This window comes from Noviherbaspirillum sp. ST9, assembly GCF_048799745.1.
GTDB lineage: Bacteria > Pseudomonadota > Gammaproteobacteria > Burkholderiales > Burkholderiaceae_D > Noviherbaspirillum.
In genome coordinates, this window is the sequence record NZ_JBLWFR010000005.1 from 344,557 (window position 1) to 357,524 (window position 12,968).

Below are 12,968 nucleotides of genomic sequence, written 5' to 3' on the forward strand. Positions count from 1 at the left end.
AGAACGCCATGAGTAAACTCTCAGTCTTGTCGCGCGCCAAACTCATCTGTGAACTACTCGCCCCGCCTCATCCGGCGGCTGTCTCAGATGCTTCGGCGGCATACCTTTCATCCAACGGTTCAGCGACGCTTGCCCCCTGCGATGCACTTGTCAAACACAAGCTTGCCGTGGCTCGCGAGATCCTCCTGCGCGACTTGGTCGCGCAGATGCAATCCGGTCCCGTCTTGAGTTCGCCCGACGCGGTCCGCGCCTGGCTCAAATTGCGCTGTGCCGGGCTTGAGCACGAAGTCTTTCTCGTCTTGTATCTCGATGTGCAAAACCACCTGATCCAGGATGAAGAAATCTTCAGGGGGACGCTCACCCATACCAGCGTCTATCCGCGTGAAGTGGTGAAGTCCGCGCTTGCGCGCAATGCGGCTTCAGTGATCCTGGCACACAACCATCCGAGCGGTCATCCTGAGCCCAGTGCTGCCGACCGTGCCTTGACGACCCAGCTTGCCTCCTCGCTAGCGATGGTGGATGTGCGGGTCATCGATCATTTCATCGTTGCCGGGGACAGCACTGTTTCCTTCGCCGAACAAGGTCTTTTGTAGTTTGACTGACCGGCATTGCATCCAGAGCCGAGCATTTTTGATCCCGAGGGCATGCCCCTTGAGGTGGCAGCGCCATACCGTTCGTTATCCGAAAGGAGTTGGTGAAATGAAGGTACCGCGTTGTTCTGCCTGCCCGGGCTTCGGTCGATCGCTCGGCCGTCTTGGTCGATTGGCATGGTTCCGTTGCCGCGATTGCGGCATCGATTTCCATCACATGCGTCGTTCCAAAGTCCAGAGAACCCCATCGGCTGTATTGCCGAGACAGACAGAACGTTCCACGAAACGATAAGTACCTCGTAGTAAATCGCCGTTCCAGCAACAATAAACCCGCGTTAGGCAATGCCTTTCGCGGGTTTATTGCACGCAATGACGATGCTTGCGTTTCTGGGAAATCCCGACAACGCAAATCAAGCGCTATTTATCACAAGGCCTACTGCTTGAGTCGTACCTTGATCAGCGGTCGCTGGTCGATGCGCCCGATTTTCCAAGAGTAGGTGCCGAACATGCCGAAGAAGCTCGGCGTAGAGGTCGCGTTATGGGAATTGATTTCCGCATTCTTGGGCGGTTTTACATCCAGCGTACCTTCGATGGTGATGCCAAGCTGTTACAGGTCCTTCTTTCCTTTCTCTGTGAGTTCACTCGACGCGATAGTCATGACGCCATACTTGTCGGTTTTGACATTCAGGATGCTCAACATGGTCATCGCTTCGCCGGCTTTTTTCTTGCCTTCAATGACAAGGTTGTAGCGTGCATCGCCCTTGTACGTCGCTTCCCGGACATCCGAATTTTTGCGCAGCTTTTCGGCTTCCCCTTTTAGTCCGGTTTCGTCTTTCGCAGACACCCAACTCCAAGAGAAGTCGATACGCCCTCCCATGTTTATGGGAGAGGCGACGCATGAACATGCGCAAATTAAAAGATTACATCATCTTGCCTTGTGGACATATAGGTCATCGATAGATAGGCAGCGACGTCAGTCGACATATTTCGTCAGTTAGCGCTGCATTCGATGCCGTTCACATTCCATCTACCGGCAAAGCCGAGGCTATTCTTCTTGGTGGTGGAGTTTATGTCCAGAAAAGTAGAATTTAGCGCGTGCAGCACAATGATCGTTTCCATGTGCTTTGATTTTCATCAGCGCAACAATTTCCTTGTAGAACATATACATGCAGAACGGCAAGACGAGTTATCCACAGTGTTAGTCACAATAAATGTGGGTAACTTCATGATGCCGTTACCGTAGAACATTTGCCTTGAAAACGGGATTGGTGGCCCGGAATAGTCGAACGAGGCACCGTTCTCAGTTTGCGCAGTGCGGCACGGGCATTTCTCCGCCAGCGGCCAGTTTTTCCAAATCAATCACCGCATCGGCCATCGCCGTCAATTCCGGCGTTTGCGACACAAAATACTCGCGCCCATAGCGGCCGATACGCAGCACTTCCCGCTTCATCGCGATGAACATCCGCTTGCGCTCGGCATCCAGCGGGCCATCGGCTTCGTCCGAAAACAACGTGTTATAGCGTCGGCCGGCGTTTTGCGCCAGGTACAAGGCGATCGCGCGGGTCAGGCATTCGTTGATCCATACCCGCTCGCCGCCGCTCATCAGCGTCACGCTCTTGGCAACACCCGAATCCGCGTCATGCACGATGATGTCGAAGCCTTCCCGCGTCTCGCCGGTGCCGATCTCGACCAGCGTCTTGATCGACACCGTGAAGCGCGGACCGTAGCATGCCAAAAGCAGATCGTTGGCCAATCCCGACAGCGTCGGCCCGGCATCATCGATCGACAGCGCAATCAAGCCATCGTTGCTCAGGCACTTCGCGAACAAAGTCCATGTGCCCAGCGCCGCCTCGATCCCGGCGCAGCGCGCCTCCATGTGGGCGACCTTTTGCGCAATGAGCGCTTGGCGCCCGACCGCCGCCTCTTCCTGTCGCCGGTCGCGCATGGCAGTCAGGAATGCCGACTCGGCCTCGGCGACAGCCTGCTGCGCCCGCGCTACCGCCTCCTGCGCCCGGGGGAGTTGTGACGCGTCGAACACGGGCGGCATGGCCGAAAGCGCGGCCTCGACGCGATTCAACACGTCCCGCTGCCGTTGCGACTGTGCCGCGCGCTGCGCCGCGATGTCCCGTCTCGCCTCGGATACCGCGGTGCGTTCCGCCTTTTCTTCATCGGTTTCGCCATGTGCCGCTGCCGCCAATTCCCGGATCTGCAGCTCAACCGCGTCGATTGCATCCCTTGCCTGTTGCAGCTCTCCGCGTCTGGCGGCCAAGATAGCCAGTGCCGATACCAGCGACGCCGTGCGTCGCAGCTTGCGCTCGGCCATTGTCAATCCGTCCTGTACACCAGACAAATGCGCTGCTTGCCGTTGATTGTCGACGAGATGCGCGACCAGCGCCCTGCGCTCGCCCTCCAGCCGTGCCACCTGCAGCTCTGCGCGCGGCATGAGGCTTCTCGCCGCATGGGCGTCCCCCAGCAGCTTGCATTGCCCCTGCAAATCGGTGCCAGCACACGGCACCTCGGCGGTCAGCCCGAAGCGCCGCGCGAGTTCTTGCGCTTTCAGCGCGGCCTGCCCGGCTTCGCGTTCAATGGAAGCGATCCTTTCCCGCACCAGCAGTTCGTCGGCGAGCAGCGTGTTGCGCTGGTCCCGGTCGCGGCGCAGCGCCTGCACACGGGTCTCCCGCGCCGCCGCGACTTCTTCCACAAGCGGCAGGCGGGCCGCCGCTCGCTCGATATTGCCGCCCTGCCGGATAACAGCATCCAGCTTGTTTCTCTGCGCCACCAGGTCAGTACGCTTCTGTGCCAACGCCGCGACCCGCAGTGCAATGCGCCTGTCCAACGCGGCCAGTCGCTCGGCCTCTCGCTGATCCTGGCTATCCAGGGAGGCAAGCGTGTCGCGACCGGACGCACTCATCGACCGTCGCTCATCTTCAAGTTGGGAGCGCCGCGCCTCAGTCTGCATCGCCGCCTCCTTGTTGGCCAATAACTGCGCCAATGCACCCTTCATCGCGTCCAGCGTGTTCTGACGTAACGTTTTTTGTGCCTGCGCGGTCGCCAGCCGTTGCATCGTGTTGCCGAACTGCGCGATCTCGCTGGCGATCTGTTCTTGCTCCGCCTGCAGCATCATGCGTTCCTGACGCAGAGGCGTTAGCCCGGCGCGTAACAACTTGGCCGTTTCCGCTGCCTTCGCGCCCAACGCGCGAATGTCGTCCAGGCCAAGCAAGTCGGCCAGCAGCATCTTGATTTCCGCATTCCGGTACGTGGACAGCTGGCGCCTCCCCTGCGAGGAAAACACCGACGTGAAGAAGGTCTGGGCGCTGCCCAGAAGTGCCTCGACGCAGCGCAGGTACGTGTCCAGCTTGCCATCCGATACCGTGCCGTCCGGCAGCGTGACCGGCAGCCATCCGCACGCGTCCCGCACATGCAGATAGGCTTCCGTCCGCCTCTTGCTGTTGAGCCGGATCACGACCTGGGAGCGGTAGCGCTTGCCCGCATGCTCCCAGACCAGATCCTTGATGCTCTCCGGAAGATAAACATGCTCGTAATAGGCAAAGCCACCCAGCGACTCGGTGCCGGCGCGGGACGGCATCAGCGGATAGGGCGTCATGTTATCCATCACGGTCGTCTTGCCGCGTCCGTTCCTGCCGACGAACGCGATCAGTTGCGCATCGCCAGCCAATTGCTCGAAATCGAGGTGCAATGCGTCGCGCCCCAATCCATCCCGAATGCCGCGAAATCCTTTCAGCGTCAACGAAATCGGTTTCATGCGATATCTCCTTCGATCGGTTCGGACCGTTCGCCACCGGTCCACAGCACCAGTATTCCGTGGGCGGTGCGCCGTGCAAGCCGACGCTAGCACTGTTCGACTGTGTCCCGGGTGGCGAGCGGCGCGGGATCGGCGGGGAACGATTGTGCGAGGATCGCGCCGGCAATCTCTTCCGGGGCTTGCCTATGCAACTTCTCCAGACAAGCCAACAACGGCTCCGCCTGCGCGTCGATCACATTGGCCCAGGCACGCACCTTTGCCGCCATGTCTGCCAGAGAGGAAATCCCGGCCGCACGCGTGCGCACCACCGGAATCACGCGACCGGCCAGTCTAACTTGTGCCGCACCGGCAAACAGTCGCTCGATCGCCGCGCGGTCGATGGCCTCGGCATCCTCTTCCGGCATCGTCCAGCGCACCCGCACGAACGCGCCGCCGACGTCGGTCTCGCGCACAATCTGCCGCAACTGTTGCATATCCGGCAGGCCGTCGAACAGGATATCGATGGTGCGCCGGGCCGGTGTCGCCACCAATGCGTATCGCGCCGCCTCGGCGCCGATTTCCCACAGCAGGAAGCCCTTGTCACCCTGCTCGCCATGATGCAGTCGGCCGATCGACCCGGCGTACGCGATCACTCTGCCGTTGCCGGTCCATGCCTGGTGCTTGTGGATATGGCCGAGCATGAACGCCGTCGCCCCGGCGCCAAACAACGATCCTGTCGTAAATTCATGGTCGAAGCCGGCCATCGGTACGTCATGTTCCGTCAGGCACCCGTAAACAGTGCCGTGCGACACGCCGACCGTGGCAATGCCCTGCCTGCGCGCATCTTCATTGACGACGGAAAAGCCGCGCAGCAGCAGCGCCAGCTGTTCACCCACCGCACGCGCCGCATCGGCGGCGCCGACCGCAGCGGCCACGACCGCCTTGTTCACGACCGGCACGCAAGAAAACAGCGCGCGTGCGCCGTCCGGTATATGGTCGAATCGCCAGCCGTCCGACGCACTCCAGGTGCCGTCCCGCCGCAGCGCCACCTGCTGCAGTCGGTCGGCCACATGCACCGGGTATCGTCCACCCAATAGGCGGAATACGTTCAATGTGCCCGGCGGTTCGTGGGAAAACGTCCCCTGCAACATCAGCACCGGGCAGTGGTCCGCCAGCCGCCGGATGTTCTGCGCCAGTGCCGTGACGGCCGGCGCGTGGATATCGAGTGCATGATCCGTCGAGTCGCCCGAGATCACCGCAAAATCGACACCGCGTTCAATCGCGGCATCCACCGCGAACGTGAAGCAGCGGCCCACTTCATCCAGCGTCGCTGCCGCGTAATGGATATCTGAAAAATGCGCCCCGCAAATCGTGTCTGCCATGGTCTGTCCTTTCATGGGTCGTGATGCCAGCATCGCTGACATTGATCACTGTTCAAGCACGGGGCTGATGGGCTCTGAGTGCCGCATCGACCTTGTCGACGAAGCCGTCGGGATCGTTGCGGTACCGCTCGACCTCGTCCAATGCACGGCGCCGTCCATTCGCGTTGAGCAGCCAGCCCGGCCCCCAATGACAGTTGGCGTACGCTTCGTAGCGCTCGGCAGCGATTCCGAACTCGCCGGCCGCGGCAATCACTTGCGCCGCGCTCGGCGCGCTATTCCGCAGTGATGTGGCATCGCGCTGTCTGTCGGTAAACGATGGCTTGGCTGTCGCGGCGATCGGCTGGTCGTCGTTGCCGTTGGTTCGCGTATCGGCTTCCGCTTCGTGCTGTCCGGTGTTCTCAGGGCGCATGCTCCACGACGCTGGCGCCGTGGCGACAATGGCGCCTGTTCGATGGGTTACCGGCGCTGCGTCGTCTTCCCGGTACTCCAGTCGTTGCGCGGCTTCGTCGGCTTGGGCAGCTGCGTCATCGTCGTCCTGCGCCTGCAGTAACGAGGTCACGTCGATCGGCGCTTCGAGTTCAATGATCCACTGCGCAGCGCGCACCGCGCGGCCGGTGTCGTCGATGTGGGCGACTTCACGCAGCTTCTTGGTCAGGTAGAACGGCGTGCGCCGGTGATCCAAAAAACCGGAGATACGGCCGCCGCGCAGGAACGCCAAGGTTTCGAAGCGCTCGATCGCACGACTCATCGCATAGAAGCTATTCGTGTGCAGCTCGAACGCGTCAATCGACGGGATGCCGGGGATGAAGAAGATGAAGCGGCCCGACAGATTGCACTGCCTGGTCTGAAACTCGTGGCAATTCTCCGGATTGCAAGTCCCGCCATTCTGGTCGCGCAACATCGTCTTGCGTCCGCCAAAGACCCGAATCGCGCGCTTGCCCTGGTGGTCCATCGGCACCGGTGCATAGCATTTGCAGTAGCGCACCCGACCGTCCGCCGCGTATTCGCTCCAGAAGCGTCTTTCGTTCGCGCCCCACGTCACCAGTTCATGCGGCATCACCGCTTGCCACGCATCCGCCGGAAACACCACCGGGAAGCGGTACAGACGCCTGGCGCCGTCGCCGCGGTCCTCGCCGTAGGCATTGACGATCTGGCTGGCGAGTTCCGGATTCGGAAAGTCGTTTGGTCGCACCGAGAACCACGGCACGTTTTTGGGAACCAGTGGGGATTTCAGTTCCGGAAGGGCCTGGCTGATGGCGCGCTCGATGTCGTCGAACGACTGGCCGCCCGCCACGCCACGCGCATAAATTTCCTGCGCGACGGGATGCTCCGCGGCTCGCTTGGTCAGGACTTTGATGCCGGCTCGGATTTTCCCGCCGGTGGGGATGCGCGACTTGCCTTGCCCGAGGAGGGTGGCAATCGCCGGTTGCGATTCACTGAGTGTGACTATTGCGTGTTTCATGCTGAGGCTCCTATGCAATGCGATGTAGTTCGCATTGCCAGGATCTCCGACGAATCCGCTACTTCAAGCCTTCGCTTTTTCAGCCTTCTCCAGCCGATGCTTGCGGACAATGACTTCCATCACACCGCGCCTTTTAAGAGACTTGCATATCGGAATACGTCCGGCTTGGTTTGCGCACCAAAGCGCATCGATTCGATTACACAGGAGAGAAAGCCGAGGACGGATTCTGCCTTTCCTTGCGCCATGAACCAGTCGCCACCGGCAGCGCGACCATAAAAAAGAGCGCTCTCGATAACAAATACGCCGTTCGGGGCAAGGGCGTCTAAGGGATCAATAAACTTTTCTTCGAGAGATTCGATTGTCTTCGGCCCTTTAAACCCAATGATAAATGACGGGATCATATGCCGGTCATACTTGATAACCATGCCATCCGCAATGTGATGCTGTCGCAGCCTACGAATCTCCCGGATCTTGTTGAGTGCATCCTTTCCCTGAACATCGAGGTTAGACTTAATTTCGAACGCAGCGCCTACCGTGTCGGCCAGATAGAGGCGGTTTGTATCGCTCACGACCGGAAAGCTCAAAGAAAACGGCTGTTCAATGACCGCATCAATTTGCCCTGTCTCCCTGCCTTCCGCATCGGTAATCGAGCCACTCCCTACCCGATATCCCGGAGGCAAAATCACGCTGAGCAGTTTCTTGTTCACGGCTTCGCGTTCAGCGCCAACGATGGGTGAACTGTACCCGCTTGAATCGCGATGGCTTTCCATCAGGTTCGAGTGAATACTTTCCAGTTTTCGACGGAAGAGATTTACCGTGCTGGCGTTTGGCACGCCAGAGTCGCCGCCCGATACCTGGCGATTTGTTGTCTTTTTCATAGATGTGTTTGTCGTCATCAGTTCCTCCTTGAAGTGTTGTCCTGCCGTCCTGGACCGTCATCCGTGGACCGTCAAAGCCCGCAATCAACTTGGTGCCATTACCTTCGCCAACGCGACTCGGCTTCCTCAGCGGGACGCTTTATCGCCTTGCTGAGATCCGGATGCGCATGGTCCGGACCATAATGATGCCAACGTCGGTCTGTCTTCCGTCAAGTCTGTGTGTAAAGCATATTTGCATCAACTCTTTAACGCTTAAGATTTCCCCGTCTTGTGTAGCAAGGCCGCCATGGTTTAGTTTCTGAAGTATTTGTAATCCAGCTGTCAGGTTAGCGTTTGTGCTCCGCTCCTAGACTGCAGGCCATGGATCAGCGATTAATCACTGCAGGTCCATTGCCTTCCAACCGTCCTTAAGGAACACATCATGAAATCAAGCAAACTTGCCTTCGTCGTCACTGCGCTTCTCTTCACCGTCAGTTCATCGGGTATCGCCAGCGACAAATGGCTCGGCGATCGTGGCGACAACTGGGAAGAACACATCGTTTCAACGAAATCTCGGGCGCAAGTGATTGCCGAACTCAATGAAGCGCGTGCGCAAGGCCTGGTGTCGGTCGGTGGAGACACGTCCTATCCGCGAACTCCAGCCACAAAGAGCACGCTGTCACGTGAAACGGTGCGCGCACAAGCCGTCGAAGCGGCCAGGAACACGCAACGCAATATCGACTATATCGGCGGATGATGGTGTCCCTCCCGATGCTTGAACGGGACGGCTTCTCGTGCGAAATCTGGCGGGAAGCCATGCCGGTCACCCTGTTCATGTCATCCGATGTCGGGCACGGTCATTGGCCAAGCCCTAACGCGGAAACCTAACGCGGAAACTGCAGGCGAAACGTTGTCACGCCCGCGGCACTATCGACCTCGGTACGACCATCATGCAGCTGCATGATGGATTGGACGATGGAGAGTCCCAGCCCGGTGGCTGACGACGAGTCGCTGCGTGATTTGTCCGCACGATAGAAACGGTCAAACAGGCGAGGAATATGCGCAGGATCGATCGTGACGCCTTCATTCACCACACTGACTTCGACGACTTCTTGTTCCTGTCTAGCGGTTAGCCGGACCGTCGAACCCTTGACTGCGTGGCGAACGGCATTGGCCACCAGGTTATTGACGGCACGCCGAAACAGCGCCGCGTCCGCATGCACGCTGCCGCTCGCATTCACTACCAGCCCGACATCCGCCTCTTCGGCCGATGAACAGCGGTGCATCGGGCATGTGCCTGAGCCATACTTTTCGTCCTAATGCGACGCTCTCCGCCTCCTTGAATTCGCCGAGCACCAATGCCATCTTGAATTGCGTGGCATCCTCGGGCGCCAATACAATGGCAAGCTTGTTGCGTCGCCGCTCGGCAATCGCGGCCTTGCGCTCTGCGCTGAATGGCTCCGGCACATACAATCGATCCGATAGCCGCGCGCCCTTCATTTCGATTTCCGCCGCTGCCTCCAGCAGATATTTATGGATCACCCCTTGTGTGCGCTTGCCTTCCATCGCCGGCGTCCAGCGGTTGAATCCGGCGCGCTCGAACAGAAAGTTCATGACCGCGCGCAAGCTCATGCGGCGTCGACCGGCGCTGATGTCGGCAGGCGGCACGGGCTCTCCTCGCGGAACGGTCTTTCCTGGTATCCGTGCCAGAGGAAAGTCCACCCGCAATTCGATCAGTTCGGGCGAACGCTCGATCACGGCATCGCCGATCAACTCTCCCAACCCGGACTGGCCATACGCCGGCTCGTAGGAAGCGCAGGACGGATGATGCGTGTCGCCGGTTCCCGGCATGCGCTTGACCACATACTGCCGATGTTTGGCAACGTACATCTCGACGCCGCCGCGACTACACATGCAACGCGGACGTTCGGGCGTCGCGTAAATTCGCGCGAGTGCGTCCTGCAAGCGGGCATCATCTGCCGAGTAACTCACGCCTTTGATGAAAAAATGCTGTTCTTCCATCATAGACTCCCATGCCCTCCCGTGCAAAGACGGTTTCGCTAATAGCTGTTCTCACACCAGCTCGCGCATGACCGCCTGCAGCGGTTGGCGGCTCTTGGGTAGCAGCTCCCGGACCGCCTTCATCTCGCTGATGCCCAACACCTCGCCAATCTGGTCTTCCGAGGCGCCACGCTCGAACAGCCGCGCGGCGACCGTTCGCCGCACGTTGAGCGCCGATACGCCTTCAATGCCGGTACGGCGGAATATCTTGCGGTAGGCGTCCAGGATGCCCCTGCACAGAAAGCGCTGTTGTCCGCTCTCCCCGTAGCTCACGATCTCGAACGGTTCGCCCGACTCGGTCAGGAACAGACGATCGTGCGGTGCCAAGCCGCGAAAATGGGATGGCTTCACCATGGCGTTATGCTTATGTCCGCGCTCGGTCAAATAGCGGTCGAGCGCCTCTTGTGTCTTGGTGCTGACGAAAAACAGCGGCCTGGCCTTGTGATTGACGGCGACGTCCTCGCGCATAACGGACATCTCGCGTGCGCAGCCGTCCTGATTCAGATAATCGCGCACTTCCAGCCGGGCGATTTCCAGCGGGCGTGCGCCGGTGCTGAACAGGACATACAGCAGCGCCACATCCCGATGCGGACACGGGCTGCGCGCCTTGGTCCTTTGCACCAGAACCGCGATATCGTGGTCGGTCAGTATCCGTCCGACCCGCTTTTCAGGGGCGACATTCGGCGTGTATCTTTCCAGTGCCGCATGAATGGCGGCCTGGCGATTTCTCAGGCGCTGGACAAATGCCAGCCCGTCTTCATTCAACCCATCGATGCCGACTTCCCTGGATAGCTTCAGGGCTAACGCCTTGATGCGACGCTCGACCGCAGTGCGGGTGACGCCATGCTCGGCGGCGACGGTATCGTAGGTGTTGCCGGCGATGACGGCCTTGAGCATCGCAATTGAAATTAAAGCGGAGTCTTGTTCCATATTGGGCGAGCACCTATCAGACGGCACGCCCCAATGTTCGCGTGTTGACCCCTTACGTGCTATGCAAAATCCATTTCTAAATACAGTGTTTTCGGCATCAGTGACTGCATCCGACGGTGTCGCGCCGATCCAATCTGGCGCTGCCTTCTAACCGACGGCGCACAGACGTAGCACGTGAATCAAGAGGTTCAGTAGAAGCAGCTCGTTCACCACTTCCGCGTTCCGCTTGCGTTTCGTCAACGTCTGGGACACTTCACTTCTGATACCGATCAATAATTGCAAAAATATTAACATTATTTATTGTCGGATAAAACCCCATGTATATGGGAGTGCGACGTCATTGGAGTTGTTTCTCTAATGCATATTTGCATTTGCACGAACAGCGCGACAACGCATTGATAGCCAACCGCACCGGAAATGTGGGTCAAGCCACGTAACGACCAATCCCCAGTCAGGCCCCTGCGCCCCGTGCACAGACGCTCCTACACGGAGCAACGAAGCATCCTGCACAGCGATGCCTGCTTTGAGTAGCAAAGCGGCACGTCACGCGTACCGCAGCAAGGCGGTCAAGCGCAGGCTTTAGACAAATTTGAGGGCAGGATACTGGTCAATACCTGCAGTATTCGCAGAAAGGCGTTTCGAGAAAGGAACCGTCAGCGGACGGCATTTTTCGCCATGACCAAATATCAAACCCATCACACCAGACGAAACCACATCCGGAGCCCAGACTGTTTCATCGAAACTGGCACAGGTTAGTTCCGCTACGCGTCGTCGCTCACTCCAGCAGCAGATTGGCTTGACGTGGAAGCGGCAGGGAACCTGGCCGACGGTCCGCCATTGCCGCCATCCGGATCCATGCCGGCGGCGATGACGGCTGGTTCCCCACTTCCTTCTGCCGCGTTGTTGTCTCGCACAGCCATCGAGCGCTCACGCTGGGACTTCAAGGCGTCAAGCGCATTCATACGCCGCCGCAATCCGCTCGCCAAGTTGCGTGCACTCACCGCCAGACGACGGATCGCACGCTTGAAACCGGCGCGCTGCCTGTCCGCCTCCGCCGCCGTGATCACTTCGTGAACCTCCAGCGTTTGCAGCATCGGCATCAATTGATCCAGCTTGTTCAGGATTTCGAAATAGCGCCGCCCGCTTGACGAGATGATGCCCACTTCCAGTTCGAGCGGCAGCGTATCGTAGGTCGCAATGCGAGTAATGCCGTGCGCCTTGAACAAGGCTTCTGCGCCATCGATTCCCTGGTTCAGTTCGTCGGCCACCGCCACCAGTTGTTCTCGCAACAGGTCTTCGACACGCGCGATCTCGTCGGCTTGCAGCTTGGTGCGGGCGATAACCGAGACGAAATGGGCATTGAGTTGCAAGGTGTTGAAATAGCGAACGAACTGCCGCTTCGCTTCGGCACTCGATAAACGCGTCATCATTTTCACGCTCGCCGCTTCGATGCGCCTGAAATCAGCCCTGACCTCCTTGGCAAGGATACGCGCATTGACCGCACCTTCATCCGTTCTGACGATTTGGGACTCTGTCATGTCGCTACTCCATCGGTTATCCATGCCTGAGCCCCATCTTCGGATGCTGTCGCCGCAGCCGCCACCAGAAAACGGACGCAGGCGAGCGCCATTTCGGCACCAGTCCGGGATTCACGCCGATACGGCATTGACTTCGGTCACGCGGCCACCTAACTTGACCTCATGCAGCAGCTAGCCCTGCAACAAGCATCAGGCAAGCCCTAGAGTCCAACGCATCGTCATCTGCAGATGTGCCCTCGGCAGTCGCCGCGCGTCGTCCAGCGCGATGGTCGAAGAATGCTTTCGCAGCGAGATACGCCTCTCGCGCCGAAAGTCTTCTCCGATCGGTCGCTGGCACACCGGTCAAGCGGCTTTAGTCCGCGTGTCGTCAAGCCAGTCCCATAGCACCGGTGTTCAACCGGTCGTT

Annotated in this window: 11 protein-coding genes; 3 read left to right on the plus strand and 8 right to left on the minus strand. The window is 59.2% G+C overall.

Annotated elements, in window-relative coordinates; all coding sequences use genetic code 11:
* Positions 1-8: 8 nt before the first annotated feature.
* Together radC and ACNOHI_RS13580 are read left to right on the plus strand one after the other, a co-directional pair.
* Positions 9-593 (plus strand): RadC family protein, encoded by a 585-nt coding sequence (gene radC / locus ACNOHI_RS13575; protein ID WP_420475203.1) that lies wholly within the window; start codon positions 9-11, stop codon positions 591-593.
* A gap of 376 nt (positions 594-969) precedes the next feature.
* Complete coding sequence (locus ACNOHI_RS13580; RefSeq protein ID WP_420475204.1) at positions 970-1,410, plus strand: hypothetical protein; 441 nt, start codon at positions 970-972, stop codon at positions 1,408-1,410.
* A 480-nt stretch (positions 1,411-1,890) separates the two neighbouring features.
* Here the strand turns inward: ACNOHI_RS13580 and ACNOHI_RS13585 are convergent, their stop codons facing one another.
* The 4 genes from ACNOHI_RS13585 to ACNOHI_RS13600 form a co-directional block, all read right to left on the minus strand.
* A complete protein-coding gene (locus tag ACNOHI_RS13585; protein ID WP_420475205.1) occupies positions 1,891-4,353 on the minus strand; it encodes a DNA repair protein in 2,463 nt (820 codons plus the stop codon).
* A gap of 86 nt (positions 4,354-4,439) precedes the next feature.
* Positions 4,440-5,714: a metallophosphoesterase family protein gene (locus ACNOHI_RS13590; RefSeq protein ID WP_420475206.1), complete on the minus strand. Its 1,275-nt coding sequence runs from the start codon at positions 5,712-5,714 to the stop codon at positions 4,440-4,442.
* Between the two features lie 52 nt (positions 5,715-5,766).
* Positions 5,767-7,176 carry a hypothetical protein gene (locus ACNOHI_RS13595; protein ID WP_420475207.1) on the minus strand — a complete coding sequence of 470 codons (1,410 nt, stop codon included), beginning with the start codon at positions 7,174-7,176 and terminating at the stop codon, positions 5,767-5,769.
* Positions 7,177-7,295: 119 nt separating this feature from the next.
* Positions 7,296-8,072 carry a DUF6602 domain-containing protein gene (locus ACNOHI_RS13600; protein ID WP_420475208.1) on the minus strand — a complete coding sequence of 259 codons (777 nt, stop codon included), beginning with the start codon at positions 8,070-8,072 and terminating at the stop codon, positions 7,296-7,298.
* 403 nt (positions 8,073-8,475) lie between these two features.
* Between ACNOHI_RS13600 and ACNOHI_RS13605 the strand changes: the two genes are divergently transcribed.
* A complete protein-coding gene (locus tag ACNOHI_RS13605; protein WP_420475209.1) occupies positions 8,476-8,790 on the plus strand; it encodes a DUF4148 domain-containing protein in 315 nt (104 codons plus the stop codon).
* A gap of 127 nt (positions 8,791-8,917) precedes the next feature.
* Here the strand turns inward: ACNOHI_RS13605 and ACNOHI_RS13610 are convergent, their stop codons facing one another.
* From ACNOHI_RS13610 to ACNOHI_RS13625, 4 genes are all read right to left on the minus strand, one after another.
* Complete coding sequence (locus ACNOHI_RS13610; protein WP_420475210.1) at positions 8,918-9,256, minus strand: ATP-binding protein; 339 nt, start codon at positions 9,254-9,256, stop codon at positions 8,918-8,920.
* On the minus strand, positions 9,216-10,058 hold the full coding sequence (locus ACNOHI_RS13615) for a DUF1173 family protein (protein ID WP_420475211.1): 843 nt from the start codon (positions 10,056-10,058) through the stop codon (positions 9,216-9,218). The genes ACNOHI_RS13610 and ACNOHI_RS13615 overlap by 41 nt, the downstream gene beginning before the upstream one ends.
* A 48-nt stretch (positions 10,059-10,106) precedes the next feature.
* On the minus strand, positions 10,107-11,024 hold the full coding sequence (locus ACNOHI_RS13620; RefSeq protein WP_420475212.1) for a tyrosine-type recombinase/integrase: 918 nt from the start codon (positions 11,022-11,024) through the stop codon (positions 10,107-10,109).
* Positions 11,025-11,785: 761 nt separating this feature from the next.
* Positions 11,786-12,562 (minus strand): DUF1845 domain-containing protein, encoded by a 777-nt coding sequence (locus tag ACNOHI_RS13625; RefSeq protein WP_420475213.1) that lies wholly within the window; start codon positions 12,560-12,562, stop codon positions 11,786-11,788.
* Positions 12,563-12,968 lie beyond the last annotated feature (406 nt).

Excerpts from the sequence above, each read along its gene's own strand:
- radC (WP_420475203.1), top strand. The coding sequence starts at position 9 with ATGAGTAAACTCTCAGTCTTGTCGCGCGCCAAACTCATCTGTGAACTA.
- ACNOHI_RS13585 (WP_420475205.1), bottom strand. The coding sequence starts at position 4,353 with ATGAAACCGATTTCGTTGACGCTGAAAGGATTTCGCGGCATTCGGGAT.
- ACNOHI_RS13590 (WP_420475206.1), bottom strand. The coding sequence starts at position 5,714 with ATGGCAGACACGATTTGCGGGGCGCATTTTTCAGATATCCATTACGCG.
- ACNOHI_RS13595 (WP_420475207.1), bottom strand. The coding sequence starts at position 7,176 with ATGAAACACGCAATAGTCACACTCAGTGAATCGCAACCGGCGATTGCC.
- ACNOHI_RS13600 (WP_420475208.1), bottom strand. The coding sequence starts at position 8,072 with ATGACGACAAACACATCTATGAAAAAGACAACAAATCGCCAGGTATCG.
- ACNOHI_RS13605 (WP_420475209.1), top strand. The coding sequence starts at position 8,476 with ATGAAATCAAGCAAACTTGCCTTCGTCGTCACTGCGCTTCTCTTCACC.
- ACNOHI_RS13615 (WP_420475211.1), bottom strand. The coding sequence starts at position 10,058 with ATGATGGAAGAACAGCATTTTTTCATCAAAGGCGTGAGTTACTCGGCA.
- ACNOHI_RS13620 (WP_420475212.1), bottom strand. The coding sequence starts at position 11,024 with ATGGAACAAGACTCCGCTTTAATTTCAATTGCGATGCTCAAGGCCGTC.
- ACNOHI_RS13625 (WP_420475213.1), bottom strand. The coding sequence starts at position 12,562 with ATGACAGAGTCCCAAATCGTCAGAACGGATGAAGGTGCGGTCAATGCG.